The sequence below is a fragment of the Microbacterium sp. ABR10 genome, from assembly GCF_057812175.1.
In genome coordinates this window covers 914,718-933,697 of record NZ_CM173821.1, presented here as the reverse complement: position 1 = coordinate 933,697, position 18,980 = coordinate 914,718, and the positions used below count along the sequence as shown (strand labels likewise).

The window sequence follows — 18,980 nt, the reverse complement described above, 5'->3', positions numbered from 1 at the left end:
GGCGTGATGCGGGCCGAGGCCCGGTGCCACGCGGAGGTCGAGGTGCGGCGCCTCAGCGCACGTGCACCACGTCTCCGGCCGACACCACCGATTCGATCGTGCCCACCCCCACCACGAGGCGGCCGTCGGCATCGAGTCGGGCGGCCGTGCCCTGCAGCGTCGACCCGTCGGGAAGCGACACCGAGACCTCGCGGCCGACGGTGGCGCAGAGCTTCTCGATCTCGCGGTGCACGCGCTCCACGTCGTCGTGGGCCAGGCGGGCGAGGGTCTTGCCGAAGTCGTCGACGAAGTCGGCGAGCAGCCGGTCGTCGTCGCACTCGACACCGATCGCGGCGAACGACGTCGCCGTGGTCACCGGCAGGTCGGCGCGGCTCATGCGGGTGTTCACCCCCGCCCCCACCACCACGATGTCCACGTCGCCGGGCACGACCTCGGCGAGGATGCCGCAGATCTTGCCACCGTCGACGAGCACGTCGTTCGGCCACTTCAGCTCCGCCGTCGCGCCGTGGCCGGTCAGCTGGTGCCGCACCGCGCGGGTCATCGCGGCGCCCGCGGCGAGCGGGATCCACCCGCGCTGGGCGGGCGGGATCATCGCGGCGTCGACGACGACCGAGACGGCGAGCGCCGTACCGGCCGGGGCGGTCCACGTGCGGTCGAGGCGTCCGCGGCCGGCGCGCTGGTCGTCGGTGACCAGCAGCGAAAGGTGCGGCCACCCGGCGGGGTCGGTGACGACCGCCGCGACGACGTCGGCGTTGGTGGAGTCGGTGGTCTCGACCACCTGGACACGGGGGCTGTGGGCGGCGGTGCGCGGGTATCCGGCGGCGGGGATCGGCATGTCCACACCCTAAGGAACGGTCGGGGGCCGTGGCATCCACTTGCCCGGATCGTCTCCAACGCATACCGGTGACGCTGGCCGGATGCCACAGCCTCTGCAGCTTTGACTTGTGGGCACCCTCCAACGTGGGTGACGGCGCGGTCGCTAGGGTGGGAAGGGTGACCGACCAGCCCGATCTCTACACGACCGCCGGCAAGATCGCGGACCTGCGCAACAGGTTCCAGGAGGCGGTCGTCGACGCCGAAACCGCCGCCCGCACCAAGCAGCACGCGAAGGGCAAGCTCACCGCCCGTGAGCGGCTCGAGATGCTGGTCGACCCGGGCTCGTTCGTCGAACTCGACGAGTACGTGCGCCATCGCACCACGGCTTTCGGCATGGACAAGTCGCGCCCCTACGGCGACTCCGTCGTCACGGGCACCGGCACCATCCACGGCCGCACCGTCGCGGTGTACGCGCAGGACTTCTCGACCTTCGGCGGCTCGCTCGGCGAGGTCGCCGGCGACAAGATCATCAAGGTGATGGAGCTGGCGCTGCGCAGTGGCATCCCGATCATCGGCATCCTCGACTCCGGTGGCGCGCGCATCCAGGAGGGCGTGGTCGCCCTCGGCAAGTACGGCGAGATCTTCCGTCTGAACACCGCCGCATCGGGCGTCATCCCGCAGATCTCGATCATCATGGGCCCGGCCGCGGGTGGTGCGGTGTACTCCCCCGCCCTGACCGACTTCGTCATCATGGTCGACAAGACCAGTCAGATGTTCGTCACCGGTCCCGACGTGATCAAGACCGTCACCGGCGAGGACGTCGGCATGGAAGAGCTCGGCGGCGCGCACACGCACAACACCCGCTCGGGCGTGGCGCACTACCTCGCCGACGACGAGGACGACGCGATCGACTACGCGCGCGGACTCATCGGGTACCTTCCCGACAACAACCTCGCCGAGATCCCCGTCTACGACACCCCCTTCGAGTTCGAGACGACCGACGCGGACCGTTCGCTGAACACCGTCATCCCGGACTCCCCGAACCAGCCCTACGACATCCACACCGTCATCGACGGGATCGTGGATGCCGGGGAGTTCCTCGAGGTGCAGCCGCTCTTCGCGCCGAACATCGTGATCGGCTTCGGCCGCATCGAGGGGCGCACCGTCGGCGTCATCGCCAACCAGCCCTCGCAGATGGCCGGAACACTCAACATCGACGCGGGCGAGAAGGCCAGCCGCTTCGTGCGGTTCTGCGACGCGTTCTCGATCCCCATCGTCACCCTCGTCGACGTGCCCGGCTACCTGCCCGGCACCGACCAGGAGTGGACCGGCGTCATCCGCCGCGGTGCGAAGCTGCTCTACGCGTACGCCGAGGCCACCGTGCCCCTGGTCACCGTGATCCTTCGGAAGGCCTACGGCGGGGCGTACATCGTCATGGGCTCCAAGCAGCTCGGCGCAGACATCAACCTCGCCTGGCCCACCGCCGAGATCGCCGTCATGGGCGGTCAGGGTGCGGTGAACATCCTCTACCGTGGCGAGATCAAGCGCGCCGAAGAGGCCGGCGAAGACGTTGCGGCCGTGCGCACGCGCCTCGCCAACGAGTACACGTACAACGTGGCATCCCCGTTCCTGGCGGCCGAGCGCGGCGAACTCGACGGGATCATCGAGCCGGCGCAGACGCGGGTGTCGATCGCGAAGGCCCTGCGGGCTCTGCGCAACAAGCGCGCGAGCATGCCCGCCAAGAAGCACGGGAACATCCCGCTGTGACCGTCGCCGATGACGCCCGGGAGAACGCGCCGGTCGTGGTGGAAGTGGTGCGCGGCGCGCCCACCGAAGAGGAGCTGGCCGCCGCGATCGTCGTGGTCAGCGAGGAGTACGCCCGCGAGGCCGCGAGCGCGACCGTCACCGACGACGTCGTCCGTTCGCGGTGGGAACTCCACGCCCGCGGTCTGCGGGAGCCGCTGAACCGTGCGGCGGGCTGGAACGGCTTCACCGGCTGAGGCCCCCGCATCGTGTCCCCCGAAATACCTACAGACGACGGGACGCGCGACGCGAATACTGGAGGAGCTGGAACGCATCATGCGTTCGGTCGGTCCGCTCTTCGAGCCGGATCCGGCCTTGCGGGCGGTTTTCGGGTAGCCGTTCGCTAGGGGTGAGGGGCCGGCGTATCGCCGCCCCTCACCCCTCATCTTCTTCGAGGCGTGAGCCGGGTGGGCCGACAGGCAGGGCCGCGGGTATGGCCGCGGGTGCGGGTTGCAGGCACGGTCGCGGGTGGCAGGCACGGTCGCGGGTGGCAGGCACGGCCACCGCCGCGGGTGGTAGGCACGGCCGCGGCCATCGCCGCGGGTCAGCGCGGACGGCTGATCTCGCGCCAGAGATCGACGTTGTCGTCGTCGTCGGTCGCGGCCTCGCCGCGGGAGCGCCCCACGACGGTGACCACGATCTGCTCGTCGGGAGACGTGCGGATGATCACGCGCTCGGACACCGACTCACGCAGGATGCTGGCGAGTTCCCGCCGGACCTCGGCGAGCTCGCGCGCACCGAGGCCGTCCAGACCGCCCTCGTCGAACAGGCTGATGGCCGCGCCGCGGCACCGCGCGGCATCGATCTCGGCGCGCACCTCGTCGTCGAGCAGGCGGTTGCCACGCAACTCGTCGCGTAGACGGGCCTCGGCTCGGCGCGCCGCCTCCTTGTCGGAGGGACGCAGATTGCCGCCGGTCTCGATGGTGCGCGACAGGACCGGGCCCGCCGTCTGCAGAGCCCGCTGCACATGCAGGCGACGCTCGCGCTGCCGCCCGCTCTGCGACGCCTGCCACGCGGAGGCCGCCTGCTGGAGTTCGGCGAGGCGCTCGGCATCCCTCGCCGCCCGATCCAGTGCGAAGACCACCAACTGCGCCGCGGCCACCCACACGATCGAACCGATGAGGCCGAGACTCATCGCCTGCAGGGGTCCGAGCCACACCGATGTCGACAGCGTGAGCACAGCGATGCCGGTCCAGGCGGCGACGGGCCGTCGGCGCGCCATGACGATCATCATGAGGGCGCCGATCGCTCCGATGACCCACGTCACGAAGGGCTCGGTGCGCCCTTCTTCGGTGACGGCGAGGAACGTCGCGTTCGAGACGAAGACCGCGACGACCAGTGCCAGCCCGACCTGCCACGCCGGCGCGCGCGGGGGGGCTGCGGCCGGAGCCGACCTCGGGCGGTCACGGACACCGAGGGCGAAGATCCACAACAGCGTCACCGGCAGATAGACCACGAGGGCGGCGACGATCAGCCAGCCGTGCACCACCGTCTCGGGGGAGGTCCAGATGAGCCCACGGGCGGCGAGATACGCGGTGAGGGCGACGCCGAGGCACGACAGGATGGCGCGGACGGTCACCAGCGGTCCCCGCTCTCCCATTCGAGGGTCACCGTGGTGCCTCCCGCGTGCGAGTCGATGTCGCTGCGCCCACCCACCGCGGCGAGGCGGGCGTGGATCGACCCGCGGATGCCGAGGCGGTCGGGCGCGACCGAGGTGACGTCGAAACCCGGTCCGGTGTCGCGCACTCGTAGAACCACCCCGCCCGGCGATGCCGAGCCGGTCACCTGCACCGTCAGGCCCTGCGCGTCGGCGTGCTGGACGGCGTTGGCGACGGCCTGGAGCGCGGCGAGCACGAGCGCGCGCGCCACGCGTCCGGGCACGCGCGGGGTGTCGTCGTCGAGCTGACGGATGACGCTCAGCTGCACCCCCAGCTCGCGGGCGGCCGCCTCGATGTCGTCGGCGAGGCGCGAGGCGGGGACGGGCTCGTCGCTTCCCTCCAGGGCGTCCTTCTCGGCGTTGGCCAGACGGGTGAGCGCCTCGCGCGCCATGCTGACGGCGAGCGTGCGCTCGCGGGGGGTCGACGCACGTTCGGCCGCGAGCAGCGCGCCCAGCACGCTGTCGTGCATGAGGGCGGCCACCGCCACCCGCTCGGACTCCGTCGCCGCCGTCGCCGCGGCGGAGGCGTAGCTGGAGACGGCGGCCGCGCGCGCCTGGTCGACGTTCGCGGCGACGGAACGGTACATCCAGCCGAGCGTGAGCAGGACGCTGCCGAGGATGAGCGCGAAAGAGGCGTCGAGCGCCACCGGCACGACGAAATCCGCATCGTCCCCCGCCTGCAGCAGCCGGACGACACCGTAAAGGACGGGAGTCGCGACCGTCCACGCGACCTGAAGGCCGATCGGGAACGCGACGATGCTGGCGACGGTCGCCACGTTCACGAGGAAGAACACCCACGGATCCTGGGTGGGCGCCGGAGCGGGCCCGCCAGCCGTCGCCCACGGCCAGACCGCGAGGACCACGACGAACACGACCGCGAAGATTCCCGCGAAGACCCTCGTGAACCGGCCGAGAAGACACGCCAGGATCATCGCCGTCAGTGGCACGAAGACGGCGACGACGAGCGGCACGTGCCAGTCGGCCGCCTCGTCGGGCGACCCCAGAGCCGCAGCCAGTGCCTGCGCCCCGAGGACGAGCGACCCGGATCCGACGATCAGCGTGATGACCCGCTCGATGCGCGTCTGTGTGAAGGAGCCCTGGTCTGCCTGCGTCTCACGCGTGTGGGGGATGCGCCCCCACGCCTCGTCGAGAACCGCCCTCTGGAACTCAGGCATGCGGCGCGGCGCCGTCGGGAGCGTCGCGCAGGATGCCGTCTTCCATCGCGCGTCGAAGCAGATCGACCTTCGTGGGGGCGGGCCTTCCCACCTCGACGTATTTCACCCTCACCCGCGTGATGTTCTCTTTGGCGGTGGAGTAGGCCACGCCGAGCCGCTCGGCCACGGCCTTCAGCGGAAGACCCGCGGCGTACAGCCGCAGCACCTCGCGCTCGCGGGCCGAGAGCTGGGCATCGGCGAACTCGCGATCGCCCTCCACGGCGCTGGCCCACTCGACGTTGTCGATGAGCTCGCCGCGCGCGACGGCGACGATGGCGCCGAGCACCTCGTGCGTCGGCGACGATTTGCTGACGATGCCCGCCGCCCCCGCGGCGAGCGCTTCGCGCACGGCCGCCGGACGGTCGGCGACGCTGTGGATGATGACGCTCGACCCGTCGCGGACGACGCGGTCGACGTTCTCCGACACGGTCGTGCCGTCACCGAGGGTCAGATCGAGAACGACGACATCGGCCGGCGACACCACGGCCGCGTGCCGCCAGGTGAGATAAGCGGCGACGTTGGCGCCCGAGAAGACGACCTCGGTCGACGCGGTGCGCGCGAGGGCCGCCTCCAGTCCGAGCCGAACCGACTCGTGATCATCGATGAGGGCGACTTTGGTCATTGCCACATCGTATCCACGCCGCCCTCGCCGATGTGGGAGAACTCGGGCTGCGAGGCTCAGCGACGCAGGACCGCGACACCCTCGACGTGGTGCGAGTTTGGGAACAGATCGATCCCGCGGATGCCGTCGTGCGCCCGGTATCCGAGCTCGGCGAAGGTGGCGAGGTCGCGCGCGAGGGCGACCGGGTCGCAGGCGACGTACACCACCGCCGCCGGCGACAGCGCAGCGATTCCCTCGACGACCTGCGCTCCGGCTCCGGCGCGGGGCGGATCGAGCAGGATGACGCCGCGGGCCAGCCGCTCGCGCTCGCGATCGGACGCGTCGGCCGCCAGGCGCCCGATGTAACGGTCGACGCGCGCGGTCTCGGCACGGGCACCGACCCACTCGACGAGGTTCTCGCCGGCGTGCTCGGTCGCTCGGGGATCGGACTCCACGCTGACCACCCGCGTACCTGTCCCACCCAGTTCACCGAGGGTCGCAGCGAACAGGCCGACGCCACCGTAGAGGTCGAGATGCGTGGCCTCGGGGTCGAGTCCGCCGATGGATGCCGTGAGCTCGCTCGATACGACGGAGGTCAACGTGCGCGCGGCGAGCCGATGCACCTGCCAGAACCCGCCCGCATCGACGCGGAACACCCGATCGCCGACACGTTCTTCCACGACCTCGGGCGTTCCGCTCGGGCGCGATCCGTCCGGGCGCGGCAGCACGCGCACGCGTCCGTCGCCCGGTTGCACGAGGTCGATGCGACCGGGTTGCGCGCCGGAGCCCAGCTCGGCGGCGGCTCGCGCGACGGCGTCGGTCGCCAGGGGCAGGTCGGGCGTCTCGACGACGTGGTGCGTGCGGGCGGCGTACGCGCCGATGCGACCGTCGGCGTCGACGTGCAGGCTGACGCGGGTGCGCCAACCGGTGCCGTCGACGGATTCGCCCTGCTCGGGGGTGCCCGCGGCACCCACGTCGACCGGCAGCTCCAGTCGGCCCACCCGCTCGATCGCCTCGCGGACGACCCGCTCCTTCAGCACCCGCTGGTGGGCGAGGTCGATGTGGCCGAACTCGGCCCCGCCGACGCGCTGACCGGGGTCGACGTCGATGCCCGCGGCGGCCCAGACGTGCGGTCGCCGCTCGGGCGCTGCCTGGAGCACCTCGACGGCGTCGGCGCGCCAGAACGCCTTCTTGCGGGTGTCGGTCAACCGGGCGCGGATGCGCTCCCCCGGCAGGGTGTCGGGCACGAACACCACGCGTCCCTCGTGGCGCCCGACGAAGACACCGCCGTGGGCGATGCCGGTGATGTCGAGTTCGATGAGGTCGCCGTCGTGCATCCCCCGAGCCTGACACATCCGGCCGGGAGACGGCCGGGGCGGATACCGAGGACCCCGAGTCCGTCGTCTGATCCGACGCCGCGTCGACGCCGGGGCCTCGACAGGCTCGGCCGCAGACGCCCCCCCCCCCCCCCCCCCCCCCCCCCCCCCCCCCCCCCCCCCCCCCCCCCCCCCCCGTGCGCCCCCCCGTGCGCCCCCCAACCCGCGGCGTGGGTAGCGTTGTCGCATGCGCGTGTGCTTGGCATCCACTTCTCCCGCTCGTCTCATGCTGCTGCGGCAGGCGGGCATCGAGCCCGAATCGCGTGCCCCGCAGGTCGACGAGGAGGCCGTGATCGACGAGGTCGAAGCGGCCGAGGGGCGGCGGCTCCCCGCGGCCGAGCACGTGCTGCTACTGGCGAGGCGCAAGGCAGAAGACGTGGCGCGGCGCCTGCACGCCGAGGACCCCGGATTCGACGGCTTCGTCATCGGGGGCGATTCGATGTTCGAGCTCGGCGACGAGATCCTCGGCAAGCCGTACACGCCCGAGGCTGCCACCGAGCGGTGGCGGCAGATGCGCGGGCGCACCGGCATCCTGCACTCCGGTCACAGCGTGTTCCGTCTCTCCCCCGGCGCCGAGCCCATCGAGGCGCACGCGGTCGCCGAGGCATCGGTGACCTTCGCCGCCGACGTGGACGACGACGAGATCGCCGCGTACGTCGCGAGCGGTGAGCCGCTGCTGGTGGCGGGTGCTTTCACCGTCGACAGCCTCGGCGGGGCGTTCATCGAACGCGTCGAGGGCGATCCGTCCACGGTGGTCGGGATGTCGCTGTCGACCGTGCGCCGGCTCGTACGCGAGCTCGGGGGCTCGTGGACCGACCTGTGGGATCGTTCGTAGACTCCCGCACACGTTTTTCGACGTTTCTTGTCGAGAGGGGTCAAAAGGCGGGGGTGGCCCCTCGATAGGCTGGGAGGATGCCGAAGATCGCCAAGGTCCTTGTCGCCAACCGCGGCGAGATCGCCGTCCGTGTCATCCGCGCCGCCCGCGACTCGGGTAAGGCCTCCGTCGCCGTCTACGCCGATCAGGACCGCGACGCCCTCCACGCGCGCCTGGCCGACGAGGCGTACGCCCTCGACGGCACCACCAGCGCCGACACCTACCTCTCGATCGAGAAGATCCTCTCGATCGCCCGCCGCGCCGGTGCCGACGCGGTGCACCCCGGCTACGGCTTCCTCGCCGAGAACGCCGACTTCGCCCGTGCCGTGATCGCCGCGGGGCTGGTGTGGATCGGCCCCTCGCCCGATGCCATCGAGGCCCTCGGTGACAAGGTCACCGCCCGCCACGTCGCCGAGAAGGTCGGAGCACCGCTCGCCCCCGGCACTCCCGGCCCCGTGTCCGGCGCCGACGAGGTCATCGCCTTCGCCGAGCAGGTGGGCCTCCCCATCGCCATCAAGGCCGCGTACGGCGGCGGCGGACGAGGCCTCAAGGTCGCCCGCGAACTCGGTGAGGTCGCCGAGATGTTCGAGTCCGCCACACGCGAGGCCGTGGCCGCCTTCGGCCGCGGCGAGTGCTTCGTCGAGAAGTACCTCGACAAGCCCCGCCACGTCGAGACGCAGTGCCTCGCGGATGCCGCGGGCAACGTCGTCGTTGTCTCGACCCGCGACTGCTCGCTGCAGCGCCGCCACCAGAAGCTGGTCGAAGAGGCGCCGGCGCCCTTCCTCAGCGACGAGCAGAACGCGGTGCTGTACTCGGCATCCAAGGCCATCCTCAAGGAGGTCGGCTACGTCGGTGCGGGCACCTGCGAGTTCCTCATCGGCGCCGACGGCACCATCTCGTTCCTCGAAGTGAACACGCGCCTGCAGGTAGAGCATCCCGTCTCCGAAGAGGTGACAGGCCTCGACCTGGTGCGCGAGCAGTTCCGTCTCGCCGAGGGCGAAGAGCTCGGGTACGACGACCCCGCCCCCGTGGGCCACTCGATCGAGTTCCGCATCAACGGCGAGGACCCGGGCCGAGGCTTCCTGCCCCAGCCCGGACCCATCCACGTCTTCAAGACGTTCGGCGGTCCCGGCATCCGCCTCGACTCCGGCGTGACCGCGGGCGACAGCGTCTCGGGCGCGTTCGACTCGCTGCTGGCCAAGATCATCGTCACCGGCCGCGACCGCGCCGAGGCGCTCGAGCGCTCGCGCCGCGCGCTCGACGAGTTCGAGGTGTCGGGCATGCCGACCGTGCTCCCCTTCCACCGGAAGGTCGTGCGCGACCCCGCCTTCACCGCCGAGGACGGCGACTTCGGCGTCTTCACGCGCTGGATCGAGACGGAGTTCGTCAACGACATCCCCGCGTGGGACGGCGAGCCCGAGGCCCCCGCGGCGGTCCCCGGACGTCACACGGTGGTCGTCGAGGTCGGCGGCAAGCGCCTCGAGGTCAGCCTGCCCGATCGCATCACGGCCGCGGCTCCCGCGGTCGGCCGCCCGGTCGCCGCTCCCCCGTCGCGCCGCTCGCACGCGGCCTCGCCCGCGGCCGGTGCCACCGGAGACGCGGTGAAGTCGCCCATGCAGGCCACGATCGTCAAGGTCGCCGTCGAAGAGGGCCAGCAGGTCGTCAAGGGCGACCTCGTGGTCGTGCTCGAGGCGATGAAGATGGAGCAGCCGATCCAGGCGCACAAAGACGGCACGATCGCCGGCATCGACGCCACCGCCGGCACCACGGTCTCGGCCGGTCACCAGCTGCTGCTGATCAACTGACGTCTCACTCGTTCGTCCGGCGCCGCGCTCCCTCGGGAGTGCGGCGCCGTCGTCGGTTCCGGCGCGGCTCCCGCGTCACCGTCGAGCGGCGCGGCGCGCCGCGCGACCGTCGAGCGGGCCCGACTCCCACGCATAAACGCGATTCGTGCGCATAAACACACCGACAGCGTGTTTACGCGCACAGAGAGCGTTTATGCGTGGCCCAGAGGCCGCGGTTCCCGGCCCCTTCAACGGGCGCAGGATGCCCGGTCGCGCGGGCGAGCGAGCCACCGGTCGCCGCCGGGGTCGGGCACGACGTCGGAGGGAGAGGATGCCGGGGATGCCGGCATCCGGAATGGCTCAGTCCTCGCCGGGATCGTCGTGGTCGACGATGTGCATCGCACGGGCGGCGTCGGTGATGCTCGACGTCAGCGACGGGTAGACGGCGAAGACGCGGGCGACCTGATCGACGGTGAGGCGGCGTTCGACGGCGATCGCGATCGGGTAGATCAACTCCGACGCCTTGGGGCCGACGATGACGCCGCCCATCATCGTGCCGCTGCCCTTGCGGGCGATGAGCTTGACGAAGCCGTCGGTGATCCCCTGCATCTTCGCGCGGGGGTTCGCCGACAGCGGGAGCTTGCGGACGACGCCCGCGATGCGGCCCTCGGTGACGTCCTGCTCGCTGAAGCCGACGGTGGCGATCTCGGGGGCGGTGAAGATGTTGGCCGTGATGCGGCGGGTCTCGAGCGGGATGACGATGTCGCCCAGGGCGTGGAAGATCGCCTGACGTCCCTGCATCGAGGCGACGGATGCCAGGGGCACGAAGTTCGTGCAGTCGCCGGCCGCGTAGATGTTGGGGACCGAGGTGCGCGCGACGCGGTTGACGCGGATGTTGCCGCCCGCCGTCATCTGCACCCCGGCCTGCTCGAGACCGATGCCGGCCGTGTTGGGGATCGAGCCGACCGCCATCAGGCAGTGACTGCCCTCGATCGTGCGACCGTCGGCGAGGGTGACGAGGACGCCGTCTCCGGTGTTGACGACCGACTCAGCACGGGCCTTGGCGAGCAGCGTCATGCCGCCGCGCTGGAACACGCGTTCGAGCACGGCAGCCGCATCCTGATCCTCGCCGGGGAGCACCTGATCGCGGCTGGAGACGAGCGTGACCTTCGCACCGAGGTTCATGTAGGCCGACGCGAACTCCGCGCCCGTGACCCCGGAGCCCACCACGATGAGGTGCGACGGCACGGACTTCATGTTGTAGAGCTGCGTCCAGGTGAGGATGCGCTGCCCGTCGGGCTTGGCCGACGGGAGTTCGCGCGGGGACGCGCCGACCGAGACGACGAGGGTCTCGGCCTCGACGCGGTCGAAGTCGGTGCCTCCCGCCTCGGTCGAGACGACGACAGCGCCGTTGCCATCGAGACGGCCGTGACCGGAGATGATGCGCACCCCGGCCTCGAGCAGGGAGGAGCGCATGTCGTCGGACTGCTGACGAGCGAGCGAAAGGAGGCGCTGGTTGACGGCGGCGAGGTTGATCGCGACCTCGGGGGTCAGCGGCTTGCCGCGGTCGTCCTTGGCGAACAGCTGCACGCCGAGGCTGCTGGCATTGCGGATGGCGACGGCGGCGTCGGCCGTGGCGATGAGGGTCTTCGAGGGCACCACGTCGGTGATGACGGCGGAGCCGCCCACGCCCGCACGCTCCACGAGGGTGACGTCGGCGCCGAGCTGCGCGGCCGACAGGGCCGCCTCGTAGCCGCCGGGGCCGCCGCCGACGATCGCGACGGACTGCTTGCGCTCGAAGCTCTGCACCATGGCATCCATTCTGTCAGCGTGGCGGCCACCGCCGATCCGCTGCCGCGGTGAAACGCACCGGGGGCCGGCCCGCGAACGAGGGCGCGGGGATCCCCGACGCCCACCCGCCGGGGACCGACACGCCCTCCGGCGGAGCCCGGCATCTGGCCCGCACGCGCCGTGCTTTCTAGAGTGGGGGGATGTCCAACAGCATCTCTCACCCGCTCGACGACCCCGCGGTCGACCCCTTCGAGGTCGCCGCGGCCGCAGCGGCCGACATCGCGCGCCTCTCGGGCGTCGCGCACCACGACATCGCCGTCACCCTGGGGTCGGGCTGGGGGCGCGCAGCCGGTCTCATCGGCGAGGAGACGGCGTCGTTCCCCGCCACCGAGGTCGTCGGCTTCTCCAAGCCCGCCCTCGAGGGGCACGTCGGCACGCTCCGCAGCGTCCGCACCCCGGGCGGGAAGAACGTGCTCGTCATCGGCGCGCGCACGCACTACTACGAGAACCACGGCGTGCGCCGGGTCGTGCACAGTGTGCGCACCGCCGCTGCGACGGGCGCCCAGACGATGATCCTGACGAACGGCGCCGGCGGTATCCGCGAGACGTGGAAGCCCGGGCAGCCCGTGCTCATCAGCGACCACATCAACCTCACCGCCGACTCGCCCCTCGAGGGCGCCACCTTCATCGACCTCACCGACCTGTACTCGACGCGCCTGCGCGACATCGCCCGGGGCATCGACCCGTCGCTCGACGAGGGCGTCTACTGCCAGTTCCGCGGGCCGCACTACGAGACCCCGGCCGAGGTGCAGATGGCCAAGACCATCGGCGGGCACATCGTCGGCATGTCGACCGCCCTCGAGGCGATCGCCGCACGCCAGGCGGGCATGGAGATCCTCGGCTTCTCGCTCATCACGAACCTGGCCGCCGGCATCCAGAAGACCCCGCTCAGCCATGAAGAGGTGCTCGAGGCCGGCCGCGAGGCCGAGCCCGTCATCTCGGCGCTGCTGGCGCGCGTGATCGGCGCGCTGTGAGCGAGAACCCTTCCGGCGATGCCGACACGTTCGTCGACGCGGCCCGCGCCTGGATGGCGCAGGACCCGGATGCCGTGACCCGCGACGAGCTGTCCGCTCTGCTCGCGCGCGTGGAGGGCGGGGATGCCGAGGCGGCCGAGGACCTCGCCGATCGCTTCCGCACCCGCCTGGCGTTCGGCACCGCGGGACTCCGCGGCGCTCTCGGCGCCGGCCCCAACCGCATGAACCGGGTACTCGTCGCCCAGGCCGCGGCCGGCTTCGCCGCGTTCCTCGGCGAGCGTGCCGGTTCGACGACCCCGACCGTCGTCATCGGGTACGACGGTCGGCGCAACTCCGACGTGTTCGCACGCGACTCGGCCGAGATCTTCGCGGGGGCGGGGCTGAACGCGGTGCTGCTCCCGCGGATGCTGCCGACTCCCGTGCTCGCCTTCGCCGTGCGCCACCTCGGCGCCGATGCGGGCGTCATGGTCACCGCCAGCCACAACCCGCCCGACGACAACGGCTACAAGGTCTATCTCGGCGGAGCGGACGAGGGCGCGCAGATCGTCTCCCCCGCCGACGCCGAGATCGCCGCCCACATCCAGCGCATCGCCGACGCGGGCAACGTGAGCGTGCTCCCCCGCTCGGTCGGATACGCCAACGCCCCCGAGTCGCTCGTCGACGCCTACGTCGCCGCCACCGCCGCCATCGCCCCGGCCCCCGCGGGCGCCCGGGGACTGCGCTGGGCCTACACCGCGATGCACGGCGTGGGATGGGAGACCGTCTCGCGGGTGCTCGCCATGGCCGGGTACCCCGCGCCCACGCTCGTGGAGGCGCAGATCGAGCCTGACGGCCGCTTCCCCACCGTCGCCTTCCCCAACCCGGAGGAGCCGGGCGCGATGGACCTCGCCTTCGAGACCGCGCGCACCTCGGACGCCGAGCTCGTCATCGCCAACGATCCGGATGCCGACCGCCTCGCCGTCGCCATCCCCGACGCCGACGCGGAGGGCGGCTGGCGCCGGCTCACCGGCAACGAGATCGGGCTGCTGCTCGGGTGGCGGGCCGCCCGGGAAGCAGCCGCCGCCCGCGACGGCTCAGCGGACGACGGCGCAGCCGGCCACGACGCAGACGGCCACGACGCGTCGGACGGCTCGTCGCACGGCGCCCCCGACGCGGATGCCGGCTCCCCGGCATCCCTCGCCTGCTCGCTCGTGTCGTCGCCCGGGCTCCAGGCGGTCGCCGAGCACTACGGTCTCGCCTTCCACTCCACCCTCACGGGCTTCAAGTGGATCTCGCGGGCGCCGGGCATCGTCTTCGGCTTCGAGGAGGCCCTCGGCTACCTCGTGAACCCCCGCACCGTCCGCGACAAAGACGGCATCTCCGCCGCCGTGGCGATGCTCGGCATGGCGGCGGAGGCACGGGGGCAGGGGCGCACGGTCGCCGACCTGCTGCAGGAGTTCCGCGACACCTTCGGCGCGTTCGCGAGCGACCAGATCTCGATCCGGGTCAGCGACGTGGGCGAGATCGCCGGGATCATGGCATCCCTGCGCGCTCACCCGCCCACGACCGTCGGCGGTGTCGCGGTCGAGCGGATCGACGACCTGCTCGCCGGTGTCGACGATCTGCCCCCGGGAGATGTGCTGCGCCTCTGGCTCGACGGCGGATCGCGCCTCATCGTGCGCCCGAGCGGCACGGAACCGAAGCTCAAGCTGTACCTGGACGTGCGCGGCTCCTCGGCCAAGAAGGCCCGCCGCCGCCTCGAGGCGCTGCGCGCGGGCGCGGAGGAGTTGCTGGCCGCGGTGCGCTGACAGGGGCGGGCGACGTCGCGGCGGCGAGGCTCCTTCGACGTCGTAGCGCGGGGGCGTGCGAGTCTGCGGCGGGGCTCCGGCGGCGTTGTCGGAGCGCGGGAGCCTCCGAGACCGCGGCGAGGCTCCTGCGCCGTCACAGCGCGGCCGTGTCCGAGACGGCGGCGGGGCGCCGGCGCCGTCGTCGGAGCGCGGGAGCGTCCGAGTCGGCGTCGCCGCCTTCGTCGTGGCGAAGCGGACTCGCCGGGTCTCGATCCCGTCAGCGCTGCGCGAGCGGGCGGGGCGCGCCGACGGCCTGTCCGAACCTCTCCTGGCGACTCATGCCCAGGCGCGTGCGGGCGTGATGCAGGTGCGATTCGACCGTACGCACCGACAGACCGAGACGACGGGCGATCTGCGCGTTCGACGCGCCCGTCACGGCGAGATCGACCACCTGCCGTTCGCGCGAGGTCAGCAGATCGAGCGTGGGCTGAGCGTCGACGCGGGCGGCCTCGTGCAGGTCGGCGACGAACGCGCGCACGGGTGCGAGATCGAACCTCTCGGCCAGCGCCACCGCGCGCTCCCGGACCTCCGACAGGGGAACACCGGCGTCCACCATGATCTGCAGGAGCGCGGGCAGGAGGACCGGCATCCGCCGTTCGGCCAGAGAGATCGCGCGGGACGCCCGCGCCGCAGCGGCATCCGGCCGGCCGTTGGCCACCTCGAACCGCGCGCACACCGTTTCGCGCAGTACCGGGAACGCGCCGCACGCCCGTCCCGTCGAGGCAGCGTCGATGCGCTCGAGCGCTTCGGCCGCGTGTACGAGATCGCCCCGGGTGATGAAGGCGACGGCGCGGATGGCGTCGAACCAGATGCGGAACGACTCCGGCGGGGCGATGCGCGGGATCTGCAGGCTGGCGAAGGCGACGTCGGGCCGCATCCGCAGAAGCTGCACCGACGCGTCCAGAAGGGTGAGGACGGCGACCTCGTCCTGGCGGTCGGCCCACCGCGCCGACAGGAGGCGGCGCCTGGTCGCACCTTCGATGACGACGAGATCTTCACCGATCATCACCATCGTGTAGGCGTGCAGCAGGAACAGCGTGAGGTCGGACTCGACCTCCCACCCGTGCGTCTCCTGCCGACCGCGCAGCAGGGCCCGCGCGCGGGCGGCCTCACCGCGCGCCGCGGCGAGCGCCGCCTGGAGCGCGTCGTCGACGACGGCCGCGTCGGGCCGTCCCGCATCGACGGGCTGCGGCGACGGCGCCCTCTCAGCGAACGAGGCACCGTTGGGCAGCGACAGCATCGCCACCGCCTGCTCGACGCGGATGCGCCAGTCGCCATCGTCGGGCGCCCAACTCGCCAGCGCCCGAAGGCGGTCGCGGGCCGCTTCGGACCCCGCGCACGTCGCGCACAGCGTCCGGACGTACACGTGCAGGGCCAACTCGCGCTCGGCCGCCGACGCGGGCTCGGGAAGAGTGCGCAGCAGGAGCTCGGCCTCGGCGTAGTCCTCGAGGGCGATCCGCGTGAGAATCAGCGCCGCCGATGCGCGCAGGTCGGGGCCGTTGTCGAGGACGCGGGCGATCACCGCCAGGGAGTCGCGCGGCACGCCCGATCGCGCGAGTGTGAGCGCCGCGCGCGGCAGCACCGCCGCCAAAGGCTCGGCGAGGGGTCCGACCACCTCGACCGACCCGGCGAAACGCGCGCAGAACACCTCTTCGGCGGGGGTCAGCACATCGCCGTGCCGGAGGAGATCGAGGAGGCGGTGGGCGATGTCGCGACGCTCGTCGAGGTGCTCTTCGCGCGGCGCGGAGTCGTGGACGACCCGGGCCAGCAGCGGACTCACGGCGGCCGACCCCGCCTCGACCGAGGCCACGACGAGGTTCCCGTCGTGGAGGCGCGCGAGCACGTCGGCGGGCACGACCGATCCGATGTGACGCAGTGGAATGGCGCCGAGCTCGAAGACGATGCCCAGCAGACGGCGGTCGCGCGCGTCCAGCGGTGCCAGCATCCGCGTCAGGGATGCCACGAGGCCACCGGGCAGCAGATCGGCGAACGGCTCGATCGGGCACACCGCGTGCATCCGCCCGCGGGCCGCGGCGACCTCGATCAGTTCGCCGACGAGCCCGGGGCTTCCCCCACTGAGGTGGTGCAGCGCCATCATCCACGCGTCGTCCGCGGGTCCGACCCCGTGCCGGCTCTCCCTCAGCGCGTTCGCCAGGGCGGCCGTCTCAGCGAGAGCGAGCGGCCCCACGGCGATGTTCAATCGGTCGGCGTCCTCCACCAGCGGTCGCAGCAGCTCCCAGCGGTCGATCGAGCCGCGGGCGACCTCGTGCCGGGGAGCGAGGGCCGCCAGGAGCACGGCACTCGATGCGCCCAGGGCGTCGATGAGCGCCGCCGCCCCGGCATCCGGAAGCAAGTCGATGTCATCGACGACGAGGACTCCGGCGCGAAACTCGACCTCCGCGACCACGTCGGCGACATCATCCGCACCGATGAGGGCGCGCCGATCGGACGTCCCCGAGCGCACCGTCACGACGCCCGCCCGTGTCTCGATGACGAACGTCGGCCGCGACTGCGCCTCGGCGATCGCCGCCAGCAGGCGTGAGCGACCGCTCCGCGCCGGCCCCGTCAGCAGAACGCCGCGTTTCGCGCGCAACGCCTCCGCCGCGATGGATTTCTCCCGCGCGCGCCCCATCAATGGTCGACCTGCACCCATGCGGTGTCTCCCTGCACTCCCCCGCGCCCACGGACGCGGCCCCGAATCGTTCCTACACCGAACTCGGTGTCGGTTCCGAGCTTTCGACGGGGAATCAGTAGTCAATGAGACATACGGAGCCGAAAGAAGAACCCTAAGTAGTCCGATTCCGTACGGGGCACGGATGCTTCCGCTCGATCGCGCGCCTACTTTCACCTTGCACCGCACCATCCGGCCCGCGGTGGGCCCGAAGGTGTGCGGCCATCCAGGAAGCAGGCATCCATGACCATTCGTCCACACACCTCTGCTCGAACGGGGAGGGCCGTGCGAGCCGTCGGGGCCACCGTCGCCGTCGCAGCCCTCCTCCTCCCCGCCACGGCGGCGCACGCCGCCCCGGTGGACGTCGTATCGCAGGGCACGGGCCGTCTCGTTCAGACGTCCCTCCTCGGCACCGACATCCTCGACACCGTCGTCGCCCTCCGCGGCGCGAACGCCGTCAACACTGACGCCTCGGGCGACGTCATCGTCGACCAGCCCCTCGACGCCGAGGCCCTCGCGGCTCTCGTCGCACTGCAGGCGGGTTCGACGAACCTCTTCGGCGACAACGGCATCATCCAGCTCGGCGCGGTGGGTCAGTACGCTCGCGCGAACGACGACGGCAGCTCGTCGGCGTTCTCGGGCGCGGTCTCGGCGGCACCGAGCCTCATCGGCGTCGGCACCGTCACGCCCTCCAGCGTCGGCGACCCATCGGCGGAGAACACGGCCAGCATCACGGTCGGAGGCGCCGACGCCCTCGCGGGGCTGCAGGTGAACATCGGAACGCTCGCGGCATCCGCCACGCAGACGACCGACGGCACGCAGAGCGGGCAATACGTCGTCGCCGATGTCGGCGTCGTCGTCAACGGCACCCTCGTCTCGGGCGTGCTGAACACCCTCAACCCCGCGATCAACACGCTGCTGACCGCGGCCGCCGTCGCCGGTCTCGACCTGGACAACCCGTTCGCCTCCGGCACCATCACGCTGACCGAAGACGACCTGCTGGCGGCGGCGGGGGTCGCCGACATCAATGCTCTCCCGCCCGGCACCGACCTGCTCTCGTTCGTGCCCGCAGCCGTGGTGACGCAGATCTCCGACGGTGTCAACGGGATCCTGGATGCCGTCCAGGACCGCGTCGACGAGCTGGGTCTGGCCGGTCTCGTCCTCGGCACCGCACTCGGTGCCGCGGAAGCCGTCATCAACCCGGTGCTCGACGGCCTGGTCGACAGCCTCCAGGGCCCGCTCGGCGCGGCGATCACCGCGCTCGCGCAGCTGCAGGTCAACGTGCAGTCGACGGACGGCGGAACCTTCACCCAGACGGCGCTGCGGGTCGGCCTCGGCACGGCGGGCGCTATCGCGATCGTCGACCTGGCCACCGCGTCGGTCGGCCCCAACGCCGGTCAGCTGGCCGTGCCCGTGGCAGGTCCCGAATCGCTGGCTCTCGCCGGAGGAGGACTCGGTCTCGCAGCCGTCATCGTCGCCGCCGTGCTGCTGCGACGTCGCAGCCAGCACGTGGCCGCACCGGCCCAGGGCTGA

The 18,980-nt window shown here is 71.9% G+C and carries 14 protein-coding genes; 7 read left to right on the top strand and 7 right to left on the bottom strand.

What is annotated here, in order from left to right; all coding sequences use genetic code 11:
* Positions 1-52 precede the first annotated feature (52 nt).
* Positions 53-835 carry a biotin--[acetyl-CoA-carboxylase] ligase gene (locus ACXKZF_RS04220; protein ID WP_488985480.1) on the bottom strand — a complete coding sequence of 261 codons (783 nt, stop codon included), beginning with the start codon at positions 833-835 and terminating at the stop codon, positions 53-55.
* A 158-nt stretch (positions 836-993) separates the two neighbouring features.
* Between ACXKZF_RS04220 and ACXKZF_RS04215 the strand changes: the two genes are divergently transcribed.
* Both ACXKZF_RS04215 and ACXKZF_RS04210 read left to right on the top strand, forming a co-directional pair.
* Entirely contained in the window at positions 994-2,583 is a 1,590-nt protein-coding gene (locus ACXKZF_RS04215; protein ID WP_055958492.1) for an acyl-CoA carboxylase subunit beta, read from the top strand.
* Entirely contained in the window at positions 2,580-2,816 is a 237-nt protein-coding gene (locus ACXKZF_RS04210) for an acyl-CoA carboxylase subunit epsilon (RefSeq protein WP_055958494.1), read from the top strand. The genes ACXKZF_RS04215 and ACXKZF_RS04210 overlap by 4 nt, the downstream gene beginning before the upstream one ends.
* Before the next feature lie 347 nt (positions 2,817-3,163).
* On the opposite strand, the gene ACXKZF_RS04205 is transcribed toward ACXKZF_RS04210, so the two are convergent.
* From ACXKZF_RS04205 to ACXKZF_RS04190, 4 genes are read right to left on the bottom strand one after another with little or no spacing between them, the layout of a single operon-like run.
* Positions 3,164-4,198: a hypothetical protein gene (locus tag ACXKZF_RS04205; RefSeq protein WP_488985479.1), complete on the bottom strand. Its 1,035-nt coding sequence runs from the start codon at positions 4,196-4,198 to the stop codon at positions 3,164-3,166.
* Complete coding sequence (locus tag ACXKZF_RS04200; RefSeq protein ID WP_488985478.1) at positions 4,195-5,451, bottom strand: sensor histidine kinase; 1,257 nt, start codon at positions 5,449-5,451, stop codon at positions 4,195-4,197. The genes ACXKZF_RS04205 and ACXKZF_RS04200 overlap by 4 nt, the downstream gene beginning before the upstream one ends.
* On the bottom strand, positions 5,444-6,112 hold the full coding sequence (locus tag ACXKZF_RS04195) for a response regulator (RefSeq protein ID WP_488985477.1): 669 nt from the start codon (positions 6,110-6,112) through the stop codon (positions 5,444-5,446). The genes ACXKZF_RS04200 and ACXKZF_RS04195 overlap by 8 nt, the downstream gene beginning before the upstream one ends.
* Before the next feature lie 56 nt (positions 6,113-6,168).
* Entirely contained in the window at positions 6,169-7,428 is a 1,260-nt protein-coding gene (locus tag ACXKZF_RS04190; protein WP_488985476.1) for a class I SAM-dependent RNA methyltransferase, read from the bottom strand.
* A gap of 226 nt (positions 7,429-7,654) precedes the next feature.
* Here ACXKZF_RS04190 and ACXKZF_RS04185 point away from each other — a divergent pair, with 226 nt between their 5' ends.
* Together ACXKZF_RS04185 and ACXKZF_RS04180 are read left to right on the top strand one after the other, a co-directional pair.
* Complete coding sequence (locus ACXKZF_RS04185; RefSeq protein WP_488985475.1) at positions 7,655-8,302, top strand: Maf family protein; 648 nt, start codon at positions 7,655-7,657, stop codon at positions 8,300-8,302.
* A gap of 77 nt (positions 8,303-8,379) precedes the next feature.
* Complete coding sequence (locus ACXKZF_RS04180) at positions 8,380-10,146, top strand: acetyl-CoA carboxylase biotin carboxylase subunit (protein WP_488985474.1); 1,767 nt, start codon at positions 8,380-8,382, stop codon at positions 10,144-10,146.
* Positions 10,147-10,485: 339 nt separating this feature from the next.
* On the opposite strand, the gene ACXKZF_RS04175 is transcribed toward ACXKZF_RS04180, so the two are convergent.
* A complete protein-coding gene (locus ACXKZF_RS04175; RefSeq protein ID WP_055958514.1) occupies positions 10,486-11,946 on the bottom strand; it encodes an NAD(P)H-quinone dehydrogenase in 1,461 nt (486 codons plus the stop codon).
* Between the two features lie 170 nt (positions 11,947-12,116).
* On the opposite strand from ACXKZF_RS04175, the gene ACXKZF_RS04170 reads away from it, so the two are divergent.
* Both ACXKZF_RS04170 and ACXKZF_RS04165 read left to right on the top strand, forming a co-directional pair.
* Positions 12,117-12,950, top strand: coding sequence for a purine-nucleoside phosphorylase (locus ACXKZF_RS04170; RefSeq protein ID WP_055958517.1), 834 nt, complete (start codon positions 12,117-12,119; stop codon positions 12,948-12,950).
* A 53-nt stretch (positions 12,951-13,003) separates the two neighbouring features.
* A complete protein-coding gene (locus tag ACXKZF_RS04165) occupies positions 13,004-14,737 on the top strand; it encodes a phospho-sugar mutase (protein ID WP_488985965.1) in 1,734 nt (577 codons plus the stop codon).
* 256 nt (positions 14,738-14,993) lie between these two features.
* Here the strand turns inward: ACXKZF_RS04165 and ACXKZF_RS04160 are convergent, their stop codons facing one another.
* Positions 14,994-17,429: a helix-turn-helix transcriptional regulator gene (locus tag ACXKZF_RS04160; protein ID WP_488985473.1), complete on the bottom strand. Its 2,436-nt coding sequence runs from the start codon at positions 17,427-17,429 to the stop codon at positions 14,994-14,996.
* A gap of 261 nt (positions 17,430-17,690) precedes the next feature.
* Here ACXKZF_RS04160 and ACXKZF_RS04155 point away from each other — a divergent pair, with 261 nt between their 5' ends.
* Positions 17,691-18,980: a PVV-CTERM domain-containing choice-of-anchor G protein gene (locus tag ACXKZF_RS04155; protein WP_488985472.1), complete on the top strand. Its 1,290-nt coding sequence runs from the start codon at positions 17,691-17,693 to the stop codon at positions 18,978-18,980.